Below are 14,512 nucleotides of genomic sequence, written 5' to 3'. Positions count from 1 at the left end.
TGGCGACGTTCTCGGTGGACGTCAAGGGTCCCGATGGTGCGGTGGCGGTGTCCAACGCTCATGGCACGGTGACCGGTGCGGCCGGTGGCGTGTTGCTGCGTCCGTTCGCTCGCCTGATCTCCAGCACCGGTGACTCGGTCACCACCTACGGCGAACCCTGGAACATGAACTAGGTTCCAGCTCGACCAGCAGACAGCCCCCCGGCCGCACGGCCGGGGGGCTGTCTTCACGTGACGGCGGTGTGGCGCCTCAGGTGTCCTTCGCCGCGTCCTTGTCGGTGCGGTCCGCGCTGGTGAACGTCGCGGTGTCCGGGCTGGGGCCGGTGCCGGGGGCGGCGGTGACGTGCTTGCCGTCGCCCTGATCGGCCAGCAGATTGCGGATCTCGGTGAGCAGGCTCAACTCGGTGTCCTGGGCTTGTTCCACCTCGCCCTTCTTGCGCAGCCGGTTGTAGGGCACGACGACGAAGAAGTACACGACGGCGGCGACGAGGACGAAGTTGATCGCGGCCGAGAGCAGGACGTTGAGATCGATCGTCTGGTTGCCCCCGATGTTGATCTTCAAGACGCCGTAATCGGATTGTGCGCCCGCGCCGATGCGGTTGATCAGTGGCTGGATGATGCTGTCGGTGAACTTCGTGACCAGTCCGGTGAATGCGGTACCGATGACCACCGCGACCGAGAGGTCGACGATGTTGCCCCGAGCGAGAAACTCCTTGAATCCCTTCAACACGTGCGGATCCCCTTCCATGAATGCGACGGTCGGCAAGTGACACGGTAAACCCGGCAGGGCCACGGTGCCTTCGGTACCGTGCTAGCTTCGCGTCGCGAACCAGGAAGGGCGAACCAGGAAGGGCGAACCAGGAAGGACATGGAGGGAATCCGACTGATGGGTGCCACTCGAGTCACCTCGGCCGCTGCTGCGGCGTTCCTCGCGCTGGCGGTGATCGCGACGGCACCGTCGGCCGCCGCCGAACCCGCGGTCCCACCTCCGCCGCCGGGGCCGACGTCGGGCCCGGAGGAGCCGGCTCCGACATCGAGCCCGGAGGAACTGGCGGACATGGTGCTCGACGCGATCGCCGGGCACCCTGCGGCGATCCCGGCCGCCCCGCCGGCGCCCGCGGGCTGACGCGTCACCGCATGGTGAGGGTCACCGCCTGCACGAGCGATGCGCCCGCGACCTCGGTAGCGGCCCGGGCGGGCAGCGCCACCAACACCACTCGCTGATCCCCGGCGGTTGGGGACTGGGCCGGCTGCGACACCATGACCACCACCGCGTCGCTGGCGATGACGCGCGGTGTGTCGACCGAATCGACGCCTGGGGCAACGGAATTCGCGGCCAGCACGTCGACGACGTCGCCCGGCCGTAACAGGTCGAGCAAGGCAGCATCGGCCAGGTTGATGGCGACCACGCGGGCATCGGGTCCCACCGCGGCGTCGGTGAGTCGTGGGGTCAGCAGCCGCACGTCGGTGAGCACCTCGCCGCGGCGGGTGGGCCCGGCGACCATCAGCCCCTCCACTTCCCCGGCATTCGTCTGCGCACCGTCGGGAATGGTCGTCGCCGAACGGGATTCGAGGCGGACGTCGTCGGCGGTGAGTGTCACGCCGGGGGACAGGTCTCGCGTCGCGATCAGGACGGCGACGGCGCCGTCGGACGGATCGGGCCGCAATGCCGCGACGGCGGCCAACAGCACCAGCGCCCCGGCGGCGGCCCGCCGCGCGGCAACGGTCCTGGTCCAGTCCGGACGCAACGACAGCACCCGACTCCACGGACTCGGCGCGAGTGAATCCCCCATGGCGTCACGCTAGATCGCGCACGGGGTCCGGCACAGCCCCGCGCCTGCAGGCCTGTGGACAACTCTCGGCCGGACTCCTAGCTGGAGGTGGTGGCCGGGGCGCTCGACGAGGAACTCGACGACGATCCGCTCGACGACGACCCACCCGACGAGGAACTCGACGAACCGGCGGACGAGGAACTGCTGGACGAGTCCGAGGACGACGCGGAGGACTCGCTCTTGGCCGACCCATTGCTCGCCGTGGAACTCTTGGACGAGTCGCGGCTGTCGGTGCGGTAGAAGCCGCTGCCCTTGAACACCACCCCGACCGAGCCGAACAGCTTGCGGAGCCGTCCGTCGCACTTGGGGCAGGTGGTCAGCGCGTCATCGCTGAACGCCTGCACCGCGTCGAAGCGGTTGTCGCATGCGGTACACGCATAGGAATAGGTCGGCACGAGAACCTCCGGGGATGGTCACACTGGTTTAGCACTCTACCGGTGCAAGTGCTAGAACCGCTACGGGCCCCGGGTGATTCCCGGCGCAGCGTCCGCCGTCGCTAGCGCGCCAGGACGATCAGCCCGCCGCCGGGGGTGAGCGCATGGGTCATCGCGACGTCGTGCGGTTCGCCGGGCACCGCGTCGAGCAGCTCCTCGTCGCGCACCACCGCCACCAGCCGCGCCGCCGGGTCCGCCAGCGGCAGCGAGCGGTCGTAGAAGCCGGCGCCGCGCCCCAGCCGCACGCCTGCCCGGTCCACGGCCAGGGCAGGCACCACGATCACGGTGGCCTCGCCGATCTCGGTAGGCGGCAGGTGCGGCGCCGCGGGTTCGCGCAGGCCGAAGCGGGCGTCGACCAGGGTGCCCGGCCGGTACTCGCCCCACCTCAACGGCACCGGACCGCCGGCTTCCTCGCGGGCCACCGGAAGCAGCACCCGCACTCCCATCCGCAGCAGCTCGTCGAGGGCGTCGATCGAGCCCGGCTCCGACCCCACCGGCACGTACGCGCAGACCACGTCGTGGGGGTCCACTGCCGCGCACAGGCCGCGCCGCAGTGCGGCGGCCTCGTCGGCGCGGCGCTGCGGCGGTACTGCGCGGCGGGCGCGGACGACGGCGGCCCGCAGCTCGCCCTTCGTCGGTGGGGCTGCGCCGTTGGCTGGTTCCACGCGGCTCAGCGTCGCACCGTGCGGGTGCCCGCCACAATCTCGAGGACTCGGGGGGAGGCCGTTGGCAAAGGGCATTATCGTGTGAACGATGACGACACAGGCTCAGGTGCGCATTCCTCGCACGGCGGTCGTGCCCGCCGCGGGACTGGGAACGCGCTTCCTCCCTGCCACCAAGACGGTGCCCAAGGAACTCCTGCCGGTCGTCGACACGCCGGGGATCGAGCTGGTGGCCGCCGAGGCCGCCGAAGCCGGCGGGGAACGCCTCATCATCGTGACGTCCGAGGGCAAGGACGGCGTGGTGGCGCACTTCGTGGAGGACCTGGTGCTCGAGGGCACGCTGGAGGCGCGGGGCAAGCAGCTGATGCTCGAAAAGGTCCGTCGCGCACCGGCTCTGATCAAGGTCGAGTCCGTCGTGCAGGCCGAGCCGCTGGGGCTGGGTCACGCCGTCAGCTGCGTCGAAGAGGTGCTGGAGCCCGACGAGGACGCCATCGCCGTGCTGCTGCCCGACGACCTGGTGCTGCCCACGGGAGTGCTGGAGACCATGTCGAAGGTGCGCGCCAAGCGCGGTGGCTCGGTGCTGTGCGCCATCGAGGTGCCGGGCGACGAGATCAGCGCCTACGGCGTGTTCGACGTCGAGGTGGTGCCCGACGCGGCGAACCCGAACGTGCTCAAGGTCAACGGCATGGTCGAGAAGCCCAAGGCCGAGGACGCGCCGTCGCCGTATGCGGCGGCGGGGCGCTACGTGCTGGACCGGGCGATCTTCGACGCGTTGCGCCGGGTGCAGAAGGGCGTCGGTGGCGAGATCCAGCTCACCGATGCCATCGCCCTGCTCATCTCGGAGGGCCACCCGGTGCACGTCGTGGTGCACCGCGGTTCTCGACACGACTTGGGAAATCCCGGCGGCTACCTGAAGGCTGCGGTTGACTTTGCGTTGGAGCGTGACGACTACGGCCCCGAATTGCGGCGCTGGTTGGTCGAACGGTTGGGTCTGTCCGAGCGCTGACACGCAGGGCGCACGGTGTGCGCGACGGGCCCGTGACGGATCGGGAAGCAGAAAGGCGCACGTTGCGGTCGGTTGAGGAGCAGCAGGCTCGAGTGGCGGCTGCTGCGGTGGCGCCCAGGCCGGTGAAGGTCGCGATCGCCGAGGCGCAGGGACTGATGTGCGCAGAAGAGGTGGTCACCGAACGTCCGCTGCCGGGTTTCGACCAGGCGGCCATCGACGGCTACGCGGTGCGCAGCGTCGACGTCCTCGGTGCGGAGGCCGGTGACGACGGTGAGCGTGGCGGGGACATCAGCCTCCCCGTGATGGGGCTCATCGAGGCCGGGGCTCGCACGCCGAGTCGGCTGCAGCCGCGGCAGGCCGCGCGCGTGCAGACCGGAGCGCCCATGCCGACGCTTGCCGATGCGGTGCTGCCACTGCGGTGGACCGACGGCGGCGATTCCCGGGTCCGGGTGCTGCGCGGGGTGCGTTCGGGGGCGTACGTGCGTCGCACGGGTGACGACGTGCAGCCCGGCGACGTGGCGGTCCGGGCCGGCACCATCATCGGTGCGGCACAGGTGGGACTGTTGGCGGCGGTGGGGCGCGAACGCGTGTTGGTGCATCCGCGGCCGCGGTTGTCGGTGATGTGCGTGGGCGGGGAACTCGTCGACATCTCCCGGACGCCGGGGAACGGCCAGGTCTACGACGTGAACTCCTACGCCCTGGCGGCGGCGGGTCGGGACGCGGGTGCGGAGGTCAACCGCGTGGGCATCGTCGACACCAGTGACCCCAAGGCGCTGCGCGACGTCGTCGAGGGACAGTTGAATCGGGCCGAGGTCGTGGTGATCGCGGGCGGCGTCGGCGGCATGGCGGCCGAGGCCGTGCGCTCGGTGCTGTCGGATCTGGGGGAGATGGAGGTGACCCGGATCGCGATGCACCCCGGCTCGGTGCAGGGGTTCGGGCAGCTCGGACGCGACGGGGTGCCGGTGTTCCTCCTCCCGGCCAACCCGGTGAGCGCGCTGGTGGTGTTCGAGGTGATGGTGCGACCGCTGATCCGCATGTCGCTGGGGAAGCGGCAGCCGCTCCGGCGTGTCGTGCCGGCGCGCACGTTGTCGCCGATTTCGTCGGTGGCGGGGCGCAAGGGCTTCCTGCGCGGCCAGCTGATGCGCGACCAGGACACCGGCGAGTATCTGGTGCAGGCTCTCGGCGGTGCGCCGGGCGCCTCGTCGCATCTGCTGGCGACGCTGGCCGAGGCGAACTGTCTGGTGATGGTTCCGACGGAGACCCAGGAGGTGCGCACCGGGGAAACGGTCGACGTCGCCTTCCTTGCGCAGCGCGGCTGAGTGACGGCCAAGGCGCACGCGATGGACCGACCGTGAGCCCGTTCCGGTCGACGGGCGTGCACCCCGGCTGGCCACAGGCGGCAGGCCCTCTGCGCGTCCCCGGGGGATTGGTGCGGTTGCGGCCGGTGCGCATGCGCGACGCCGCGGCGTGGAGTCACCTGCGACTCGCCGACCGGGCCCACCTGGAACCCTGGGAGCCGGTGGCCGAGCTGAATTGGGAAGCGCGACATGCCATCACGTCGTGGCCATCGGTGTGTTCGGGACTGCGGGCGGAGGCCCGCAAGGGTCGGATGCTGCCCTTCGCGATCGAGGTGGACGGCGAGTTCAGTGGGCAGCTCACGCTGGGCAACGTCACGCACGGGGCGTTGCGGTCGGCGTGGATCGGCTACTGGGTGGCCAGTGAACTCACCGGGCGGGGGATCGCGACGGCGGCCTTGGCGCTGGGGATGGATCACGGCTTCGGCCCGGTGATGCTGCACCGCATCGAGGCGACGGTGCGACCCGAGAACGCGCCGAGTCGGCGGGTGCTGGCCAAGGCCGGGTTCCGCGAGGAGGGCCTGCTGCGGCGATACCTGGAGGTCGACGGTGCGTGGCGCGATCATCTGCTGGTGGCCGTGACGGTCGAGGAACTCCGGGGGTCGGTGGCCTCGGCGCTGGTGAGGTCGGGTCGCGCGAGCTGGGCGTGAATGTTGTTGCAGATGTGACATATGGGACGAATGTGCTTGTAAGAGGTGAATTACAGGTGTGTAATTGACCTCGGCGCGTCACCCCCGATGCGCTGGTCGACAGACCTAGCCTGAAGGGGAAAGGAGCCGGCCACCATGCCAAGCATCCCCCAATCCCTCCTGTGGATCTCCCTCGTCGTGCTGTGGCTGTTCGTGCTGGTTCCCATGCTCATCAGCAAGCGCGACACCGTCCGTCGGACCAGTGACGTCGCCCTGGCGACCCGCGTGCTCAACACGTCCGGCCGCGCGGCCCAGCGATTGCGCCGCCGCGGCCCGGCCGCCGGCCACCACAGCGACCCCGACTGGCGCCACGAACGCGACGACTTCGACGAGGACGTAGACGGCTTCGACGGCTTGGACGGCGTCGACGGCTTCGACGGTGATGACAGCGTCACCAAGCCGCGCAAGACCGTCGTGCTGGCCCAGAGCGCGGCCGTCGACGAGCCCGACTACCTGGACGTCGACGTCGTCGAGATGGATTCCGGCGCACTGCCCGTCGGCACACCGGAACCGGTCGTCGGGAAGGCCGGGGATCCGCAGCTGCCGTTGGACTTCGAGACGCAGTCGCCGGCGTGGGTCGACGAGCCCGCAAGCGCACCCCGGCCCGAGCCGATCTTCGAGGCGGGTCCGGCGACCGCGGCCATCCGCACCGTCGACGAGGCCGACTTCGGCGACGACGGCGCCCCGGCGCCGGCGGCCGCAGCGCCCGAGGCTCCCCGCGCCGCAGCCGAGGACGTTGACACGGTCGAGAACAAGGGCAAGGACAAGGACACCGACACCCACACCCGCACCGACACCGACGACACCGACGGCACCGACCATGACTACGAGTACGTCGACGATTCGTCGGGCCTGGAGGCCCCCGAGGCCCCCGAACCCAAGGCCGCCTCGCGGCGGACGCCCTACGAGAGCAAGGCGGCGGCGGCCGTGCGCGAGCGCAAGTTCGCGTTCCGCAAGCGGATGCTGATGACCATGGCGGCGCTGCTGCTGGTGTCGGGCGTGGCCGCCTTCCTAGTGGCGCCTGCGCTGTGGTGGGCGTGCGGTGCGGTGGGTGCGGTCACCGTGCTCTACCTGGCATACCTGCGTCGGCAGACGCGCATCGAGGAGCAGCTGCGGCGGCGTCGCGCGCAGCGCATGGCCCGGTCGAGGCTGGGGGTGGAGAACACCAACGACCAGGAGTTCGACGTCGTCCCTTCCCGTCTCCGGCGCCCGGGAGCCGCGGTGCTGGAGATCGACGACGAGGACCCCATCTTCGAGCATCTGGAGTACACGTCGTTCGGCAGGAGCTACGACCTGCCGCGCGCGGCGGGTCAGTAACCACTCGTTTTCGCGCTGGGACGAGTGACTGATAACCTGTACCGGCACTAGGGGCTATGGCGCAGTTGGTAGCGCGACTCGTTCGCATCGAGTAGGTCAGGGGTTCGATTCCCCTTAGCTCCACAGAGTTTGATCAGGTCAGCGGCAGTGCTGACCGCCGGGCTGCCGAAGCGGTCCGAAGCGGTCCGAAGTGGTCCGAAGTCACGTGGAGCAGCGTCGATGCTTACCGCGTGCCGGCCGTCGACTCCGACGAATGACTCAGCGACAGCAGGTCGGGTCCAGGACCGAACACAGTGCAGTGAGGGACTCGTGGCGGGCGCGGTGGTAGACGTTCATGCCCCGCCGTTCCGACTCGACGAAACCCGCTCGGCGCAACTGTGACAGGTGGTGGCTGAGCGTCGATTCCGCGAGTCCCACCGCTGCTGCCAGATCGCAACTGCACTCTTGACCGGCGCTGCTGCTGAACAGCAGCGACATCAGCTTGACCCTGACCGGGTCCGCCAAGGCCTTGAGGCGCAGGGCAATCTCCAATGCCGCGTCATCGCCGACGGGGCCCGCCGCGACGGGTGAGCAACGCACCGGCGCGGACACGTCGACCTCGGGCAGCGTCTTGGGCACCTGGCCATGGTGCCATACCTTGTTGACAAACGTCGAAGAGGTGGCAGGATTGGCGCTGCCAGTAATTCGACATAAGCCGCAAAGGTAAGGGGGTGCCTCGTGTCCCGCGTTCAACTCGCCCTGAACGTCGACGATCTCGACCAGGCCATCGCGTTCTACTCCACGCTGTTCAACACCGCGCCTGCGAAGGTGAAGCCGGGATACGCCAACTTCGCGGTCGCCCAGCCACCGTTGAAGCTGGTTCTGATCGAAAACCCCGGCCAAGGCGGCACGCTCAACCACCTCGGGGTGGAAGTCGAATCCAGCCAAGCCGTTCACTCCGAGATCGGGCGGCTGACCAACGAGGGCATGTTCACCGCCGAGGAGATCGGGACGACCTGCTGTTTCGCCACCCAGGACAAGGTGTGGGTCACCGGGCCCGGAGGCGAGAAGTGGGAGGTCTACACCGTCTTGGCCGACTCCGATACGTTCGGGACCAACTCGGCGGCATTGGACGACGACGGCAGCGAAACGGGAACGTGCTGCGCCGGTGACGCGCCTCCGAAGGCGTGACACGGTGGTGAACGACGCCGAAGAGTCGATCGTCGTCGGCAAGCTCTCGACGCTCGACCGATACCTCCCGGTGTGGATCGGCCTGGCAATGGTCGCCGGTCTGCTGTTGGGCCGTCTCGTCCCCGGAATCAACGTCGCGCTCAACGGCGTGCAACTGCACGGCATCTCGGTGCCCATCGCACTCGGCCTGCTCGTCATGATGTATCCGGTCTTGGCCAAGGTGCGTTACGACCGGCTCGACACGGTCACCAGCGACCGCAAGCTCCTGGTCAGTTCCCTTGTCCTGAACTGGATCATCGGTCCCGCGCTCATGTTCGCCCTCGCGTGGCTCCTGGTGCCCGACCTCCCCGAGTACCGCACCGGCCTCATCATCGTCGGCCTGGCCCGCTGTATTGCCATGGTCATCATCTGGAACGACCTCGCCTGCGGCGACCGCGAGGCCGCCGCCGTGCTGGTCGCGCTCAACTCCCTGTTTCAGGTGTTGATGTTCGCCGTCCTGGGCTGGTTCTACCTCTCGGTGCTGCCGGGCTGGCTGGGACTGCAAACGGCGACCATCACGACCTCGCCGTGGCAGATCGCTCAGTCGGTGCTCATCTTCCTCGGCATCCCGCTGCTGGCGGGCTACCTGTCCCGACGCCTGGGCGAGAGGGCCAAGGGCCGGTCCTGGTACGAAACCCGCTTCCTGCCGAAGGTCGGACCGTGGGCGCTCTACGGGCTGCTGTTCACCATCGTCGTCCTCTTCGCCCTACAGGGGGAACAGATCACCAGTCGCCCGCTCGACGTGGTCCGCATCGCCGTTCCCCTGCTGGTCTACTTCGCCGTGATGTGGGGCGGCGGCTACGTCTTGGGCGCAGCCCTCGGCCTCGGCTACCAACGCACCACGACGCTGGCGTTCACCGCCGCGGGCAACAACTTCGAACTCGCCATCGCCGTCGCCATCGCCACCTACGGGGCTACCTCGGGCCAAGCGCTGGCAGGAGTCGTCGGCCCACTGATCGAAGTGCCCGTACTCGTCGCGCTCGTCTACGTGTCCCTCCACCTACGGAAACGATTCGCGAACGCCCCCACCCGCTCGATGCACGAGGCCTCCCGCGATGACTGACACGCACCCCGCCGTGCTGTTCCTGTGCACCCACAACGCCGGACGGTCACAGATGGCCATGGGGTTCCTCAAACACCTGGCCGGAAACCGCGCCACCGTCTACTCGGGCGGCTCCGAACCCGCAACCGAGGTCAACCCCGCCGCCATCGCCGCAATGGCCGAGAAGGGCATCGACATCGCAGGGGAACAACCCCGTCGCTGGACCCTGGACGACCTCGACGCCGTCCACGTCGTCGTCACGATGGGATGCGGCGACGAATGTCCCTACATTCCCGGCAAGCGTTACGAAAACTGGGAACTGGCCGACCCGGCAGGCCAAGGCATCGACACCGTTCGTCCGATTCGAGACGACATCGAACGCCGCGTTCGCGCGTTGGCGGAGGACTTGGGTCTGTGAATCCTGGTCGGATGCGGCCAACTCTGCCAACCGCCGCAAACGCCCACGTTCACGTTCGCATCGAGTAGGTCAAGGGCTCGAAGGGGCAGCCGGCCACACGTCGGCCTTCTGGCCGCCGCCGGCGAGGCACTAACGTGGCGGATGCCCACGGGGATCGGAATCTGCGAGGAGTTCCAGTGAACGCTGACGTCATCGTGGTGGGAGCGGGGCTGGCCGGACTGGTCGCCACACACGAACTCACCCGCCGCGGCAAGACCGTCATCCTGGTGGACCAGGAGAACGCCGCCAACCTCGGCGGCCAGGCGTTCTGGTCGTTCGGTGGCATCTTCCTGGTGGACAGCCCCGAACAGCGCAAGATGGGCATCAAGGACTCGTTCGACCTCGCCTGGAACGACTGGCAGGGCAGCGCGGCCTTCGACCGCCTCGACGACGAAGACGTCTGGGCCGGCAAGTGGGCACGCGCGTACGTCGAGTTCGCGGCGGGCGAGAAGCGCGCCTACCTCGCCGACCACGGGATCACCTTCCTGCCCACCGTCGGCTGGGCCGAGCGCGGCGACCTCAGCGCCACCGGGCACGGCAACTCGGTGCCGCGCTTCCACGTGAGTTGGGGGACCGGCACCGGCGTCGTCGGCCCCTTCGTCGACTCGGCCCTGCACGCCGCCGAGCGCGGTCTGGTGACGTTCCGGCACCGCCACCGCGTCGACGAACTGGTGTTCACCGACGGTGCCGTCACCGGCGTCCGCGGGGTGACCCTCGCACCCGACGACGCGGTCCGGGGAGCCACCTCGAATCGCGACGTGGTGGGGGAGTTCGAGTTGGCGGCATCCGCGGTGGTGATCACCACCGGCGGCATCGGGGCCAATCACGACATCGTGCGCCGCTACTGGCCCCAGCGCATGGGCACACCGCCACGCACGATGATCACCGGCGTACCGGCCCACGTCGACGGCCGCATGCTCGACATCGCCGCCGACTCGGGGGTCCGGCTGGTCAACCGAGATCGCATGTGGCACTACACCGAGGGCGTCGTGAACTGGAACCCCATCTGGCCCAATCACGCCATCCGCATCCTGCCCGGCCCCTCCTCGATGTGGTTCGACGCCCTCGGACGTCGACTGCCGCAACCCTTCCTGCCCGGTTACGACACCCTCGGCACGCTCCGTCATCTCCGCACCACCCCCGACATCGCGCAGTACGACCACTCCTGGTTCATCCTCACCCAGAAGATCATCGAGAAGGAGTTCGCGCTGTCGGGTTCCGAGCAGAACCCCGACATCACGTCCAAGAGCAAGAAGGCCTTCCTGAAGGAGCGGTTGTTCACCAAGGGCGCCCCGACACCCATCGAGGCGTTCAAGGACCGCGGCGTCGACTTCGTCGTCGCGCGCAACCTCGACGAACTGGTGGCGCGCATGAACGCCCTCACCGACGAACCACTGTTGGACCCCATCGAGATCCGCCGCCAGATCGTCGCGCGCGACCTGCAGCTGGCGAACCCCTTCAGCAAGGACGCGCAGATCCAGGGCATCCGCAACTCGCGACGGTCGCTCGGGGACCGGATCGGCCGGACTGCCGCACCCCACCGCATCCTCGACCCCGACGCCGGGCCCCTCATCGGCGTCAAACTGCACGTCCTGACCCGAAAGACGTTGGGCGGCATCCAGACCGACCTGGCCTCGCGAGCCATCGGCCTGGACGGCAAGCCCATCCCCGGCCTGTACGCCGCCGGCGAGGTCGCCGGATTCGGCGGCGGCGGGGTGCACGGCTACAACGCCTTGGAGGGCACCTTCCTGGGCGGCTGCATCTTCTCGGGGCGCGCCGCCGGGCGGGCGCTGGCCGACACGTTGTGACCGGCTGCGCCTCGGCCGGCGGTGGCGCCGGCGGCGGGCTCGGAACGACCCGCCGCTACCGCGCATCCCCCGGTGACCAACTGCGCGTAGGTTCCCATGCATGAGTGAAGACAGAGTGCGCGTCGACGTCGATGCCGCCGGCGTGGCGACGGTGACCATGGTGCGCGGGGACAAGCACAACGCGCTGGACCGCGGGATGTTCGAAGGGCTCACGGACGCCGCAGCCCGACTTGCCGACGACCCCCGCGTGCGGGCTGTGGTGCTGCACGGCGAGGGCAAGAGCTTCTGCTCGGGTCTGGACGTCGCGAGCTTCATGACCACCGAGGGCGGTACCGACGTGCTCCTGCGCCGCGACGCCGACCGCATCGCCAACGTCGCGCAGCGCGTCAGCTACGACTGGTCGCAGGTGCCCGCCCCCGTCGTCGCCGCGATCCACGGCAACTGCTTTGGTGGGGGACTGCAGATCGCGCTGGGCGCCGACATCCGCATCGCCGCCCCTGACGCCAAACTGTCGATCATGGAGATCAAGTGGGGTCTGGTGCCCGACATGGGCATCACGCAGACACTTCCCCGCCTGCTACCCATCGACGTGGCCAAGGAGCTGACCTTCACCGGACGCATCGTCTCCGGCGCCGAGGCGGCCTCGCTCGGACTGGTCACCCGGACTGCCGAGGAGCCCCTGGCCGCCGCGCACGCGCTGGCCGCCGAGATCGCCGGCAAGTCGCCCGATGCGGTACGCGCCGCCAAGCGCCTCTACGACGACACCTGGGTGGGCGCCGACGCCGCGGCCGCGCTGCGGCGTGAGTCCGACCTGCAGTTGGGACTGATCGGCAAGCCCAATCAGATCGCCGCCGTGATGGCCGGAATGTCCGGGGAGAAGCCGGTCTTCACCGATCCTGCCTAGGGGAGCGCGACGGCGTCAGCCGGCCCACACGTCCTCCACGTAGTGATCGGAGTCGACCAGGCCGATCAACCAGTCGCGGGCGGCGCTCTCGTCGGCGCCGGTGCGCGCACGGTAGATATCGAGGAATGCCTGCCGCACCGCCGGCGCCATCCTGGCTCCGTCGCCGCAGACGTAGACGTGTGCGTCCTTGGCCGGATCGCCGAGCAACTCCCAGACGTCGTCGGCGTCCGCGGCGATGCGGTCTTGCACGTAACGCACCCCGTCGACCGGTGCCCGCGAGAAGGCCGGCCGCATCCGCACGATGCCCTCCTCCTCGGCCTCTTCGAACCTGTCGCGAAAGACGTAGTCCACCTCGGGGTCCCGGACGCCGAAGAAGCACAGCGCCGGAGCGAACGGGGAGCCGCTGCGCTGCGCGGCGAGCCGATCGCCGAGGAAGCCGCAGAACGGCGCGACGCCGGTGCCGGCGCTGACCAGGATCACGTTCCGCTCCGGGTCGGCGCCCGCCCGGAAGGCCTGCCGAGCCGGGTCGACCCGCGCGCGCACCCGGGTTCCCGGGACCACCCCGGCGAGGTGGTTCGACGCCACACCGCGAAACACGCCGTGACCAGACCGGGCGGGTACGTCGAGCACGCTGACGATCAGCGCCACGTTCCGAGGGGACAGCAGCGAGGACGATGCGATCGAATAGTGCCGCGGCGTCATGGGTTCCAGCATCTCCAGCAGTTCGGCGCCGGTCACCGCGCACGCCCGGAACTCCAGCAGCAACTCAAGGGGACTGAGTACGCACGGCTCGGCGGCATCGGCGAGTTCCTCCAGCCGCACCCGCTCGGGCTCGCACGGATTGCACGCGGCGAGCCGACGCAGTTGACTGCGCGTCGCCGGCTTGCGGAGTTCCACGAAGTGCGTGAGGAGTTCGCGCACGCTCACTTCGCGGTCCAGGGCGATGAGCCGTCGGGAACTGCGGCGCGGGTTGATCGACAACCGCAGTGCGCCGTCGATGTTCAACAGTTCCAGTACCGTCTCCACGAGTTCCGGCGGATTGTCGGCCAACACCGTCAGGTGATCGCCGGTGTGATACTCGACGCCGTCTGGAAGATCGACGCGGACATAGTGTTTCGCCTGGCCCAGCGAGTTGTCGGCGCTCACCAACTCGGTGTTCTCGGTGACCACCATGGGGGTCACCGCAAACCTCGAGTCGATGGCACTGGTCAGCGGGCCGGCGACGACGCGCAGGTCGTACAGCGGCTGGTCGCGGTCGGCCACCGGCACCGCGTCGGGATCTCCGTACCGCTGCGCCACGGCCGCCCACAGCGCGGTGGAGAACTCCTCGACCGCCCCGGTCATGTCGCCCGAGGTGTCGGCGGCGGCCCGCGGCACCAGGGCCTGCCCGCCGAGTTCGGCGAGCCGCTCGTCGATGCGCTTCGGCACCGCCTGATAGGTGTCGGCCCAGTTGTGGTCGCCGACACCGAGAACGGCGTACGACGGGGTGCCGCCCAGGGTGGTGTCCTGGTCCAGCAGCCAGGCGTAGAAGTCGCGCGAGTCGTCGGTGGGCTGGCCGTTGTACGACGAGGCGATGATCAGGACGACGTCGGCCTCGGGCAGACCGCCCGTGGCGCCGTCCAACGGCCCCACGGTGGCGACGCAGCCCAGGTCGGTCGCCTCTTCGGCGAGTTGCTTGGCCAGCGCGCGGCCGGTCCCGAGGTTGGAACCGTGCAGCACCGCCAGTGTGGTGCCGGCGCGCATCGGCGCCGTGCCCCGCGGCGGCGGTGCGGCGGCGGCCGCGGGTGCGACCGCCGCC

Annotated in this window: 15 protein-coding genes, 1 tRNA gene and 1 pseudogene; 11 read left to right on the top strand and 6 right to left on the bottom strand. The window is 69.4% G+C overall.

Annotated features, from left to right (window positions below):
* Positions 1 to 173 (top strand): MspA family porin (locus AC30CM_RS25865; protein WP_490119462.1); only part of this gene is annotated, 173 nt, incomplete at its 5' end.
* 76 nt (positions 174 to 249) lie between these two features.
* Here AC30CM_RS25865 and mscL read toward each other — a convergent pair.
* Positions 250 to 729, bottom strand: a complete 480-nt coding sequence (mscL, locus tag AC30CM_RS25860) for a large-conductance mechanosensitive channel protein MscL (RefSeq protein ID WP_490119772.1) — start codon at positions 727 to 729, stop codon at positions 250 to 252.
* 156 nt (positions 730 to 885) lie between these two features.
* Here mscL and AC30CM_RS25855 point away from each other — a divergent pair, with 156 nt between their 5' ends.
* Positions 886 to 1,125 carry a hypothetical protein gene (locus tag AC30CM_RS25855; RefSeq protein ID WP_490119771.1) on the top strand — a complete coding sequence of 80 codons (240 nt, stop codon included), beginning with the start codon at positions 886 to 888 and terminating at the stop codon, positions 1,123 to 1,125.
* Between the two features lie 4 nt (positions 1,126 to 1,129).
* On the opposite strand, the gene AC30CM_RS25850 is transcribed toward AC30CM_RS25855, so the two are convergent.
* The 3 genes from AC30CM_RS25850 to AC30CM_RS25840 all read right to left on the bottom strand — a co-directional run bounded on the left by AC30CM_RS25850 (position 1,130) and on the right by AC30CM_RS25840 (position 2,930).
* On the bottom strand, positions 1,130 to 1,792 hold the full coding sequence (locus AC30CM_RS25850) for an SAF domain-containing protein (protein ID WP_490119770.1): 663 nt from the start codon (positions 1,790 to 1,792) through the stop codon (positions 1,130 to 1,132).
* Between the two features lie 77 nt (positions 1,793 to 1,869).
* Positions 1,870 to 2,226 (bottom strand): FmdB family zinc ribbon protein, encoded by a 357-nt coding sequence (locus AC30CM_RS25845; protein WP_490119769.1) that lies wholly within the window; start codon positions 2,224 to 2,226, stop codon positions 1,870 to 1,872.
* Between the two features lie 101 nt (positions 2,227 to 2,327).
* On the bottom strand, positions 2,328 to 2,930 hold the full coding sequence (locus tag AC30CM_RS25840; protein ID WP_490119768.1) for a 5-formyltetrahydrofolate cyclo-ligase: 603 nt from the start codon (positions 2,928 to 2,930) through the stop codon (positions 2,328 to 2,330).
* 88 nt (positions 2,931 to 3,018) lie between these two features.
* On the opposite strand from AC30CM_RS25840, the gene AC30CM_RS25835 reads away from it, so the two are divergent.
* From AC30CM_RS25835 to AC30CM_RS25815, 5 genes are all read left to right on the top strand, one after another.
* A complete protein-coding gene (locus AC30CM_RS25835) occupies positions 3,019 to 3,933 on the top strand; it encodes a UTP--glucose-1-phosphate uridylyltransferase (protein ID WP_490119767.1) in 915 nt (304 codons plus the stop codon).
* Between the two features lie 62 nt (positions 3,934 to 3,995).
* Positions 3,996 to 5,252 (top strand): molybdotransferase-like divisome protein Glp, encoded by a 1,257-nt coding sequence (gene glp, locus AC30CM_RS25830; protein ID WP_490119766.1) that lies wholly within the window; start codon positions 3,996 to 3,998, stop codon positions 5,250 to 5,252.
* Between the two features lie 32 nt (positions 5,253 to 5,284).
* Positions 5,285 to 5,938 (top strand): GNAT family N-acetyltransferase, encoded by a 654-nt coding sequence (locus tag AC30CM_RS25825; RefSeq protein WP_490119765.1) that lies wholly within the window; start codon positions 5,285 to 5,287, stop codon positions 5,936 to 5,938.
* 135 nt (positions 5,939 to 6,073) lie between these two features.
* Positions 6,074 to 7,294 carry a divisome protein SepX/GlpR gene (gene sepX / locus AC30CM_RS25820; RefSeq protein WP_490119764.1) on the top strand — a complete coding sequence of 407 codons (1,221 nt, stop codon included), beginning with the start codon at positions 6,074 to 6,076 and terminating at the stop codon, positions 7,292 to 7,294.
* Between the two features lie 50 nt (positions 7,295 to 7,344).
* A tRNA-Ala gene (locus AC30CM_RS25815) sits at positions 7,345 to 7,417 on the top strand.
* Positions 7,418 to 7,552: 135 nt separating this feature from the next.
* On the opposite strand, the gene AC30CM_RS25810 is transcribed toward AC30CM_RS25815, so the two are convergent.
* Positions 7,553 to 7,912: an Rv2640c family ArsR-like transcriptional regulator gene (locus AC30CM_RS25810; protein WP_490119763.1), complete on the bottom strand. Its 360-nt coding sequence runs from the start codon at positions 7,910 to 7,912 to the stop codon at positions 7,553 to 7,555.
* 99 nt (positions 7,913 to 8,011) lie between these two features.
* Here AC30CM_RS25810 and AC30CM_RS25805 point away from each other — a divergent pair, with 99 nt between their 5' ends.
* The 4 genes and pseudogenes from AC30CM_RS25805 (at position 8,012) to AC30CM_RS25790 (ending at position 12,714) form a co-directional block, all read left to right on the top strand.
* A complete protein-coding gene (locus tag AC30CM_RS25805) occupies positions 8,012 to 8,464 on the top strand; it encodes an ArsI/CadI family heavy metal resistance metalloenzyme (protein WP_490119762.1) in 453 nt (150 codons plus the stop codon).
* Between the two features lie 4 nt (positions 8,465 to 8,468).
* Positions 8,469 to 9,963, top strand: a pseudogene (gene arsB / locus AC30CM_RS25800) (ACR3 family arsenite efflux transporter).
* A gap of 176 nt (positions 9,964 to 10,139) precedes the next feature.
* Positions 10,140 to 11,810: an FAD-binding dehydrogenase gene (locus AC30CM_RS25795; protein WP_490119761.1), complete on the top strand. Its 1,671-nt coding sequence runs from the start codon at positions 10,140 to 10,142 to the stop codon at positions 11,808 to 11,810.
* A gap of 100 nt (positions 11,811 to 11,910) precedes the next feature.
* On the top strand, positions 11,911 to 12,714 hold the full coding sequence (locus tag AC30CM_RS25790; protein WP_490119760.1) for a crotonase/enoyl-CoA hydratase family protein: 804 nt from the start codon (positions 11,911 to 11,913) through the stop codon (positions 12,712 to 12,714).
* A 15-nt stretch (positions 12,715 to 12,729) separates the two neighbouring features.
* Here the strand turns inward: AC30CM_RS25790 and AC30CM_RS25785 are convergent.
* A partial coding sequence (locus tag AC30CM_RS25785) for a diflavin oxidoreductase (protein ID WP_490119759.1) occupies positions 12,730 to 14,512 on the bottom strand: 1,783 nt, incomplete at its 5' end.

The sequence above is a fragment of the Mycobacterium sp. DHQP2018-32-09 genome (assembly GCF_058148405.1).
Note: the sequence above shows the minus strand (reverse complement) of the source record. Positions and strands in the feature narration are given on the sequence as shown.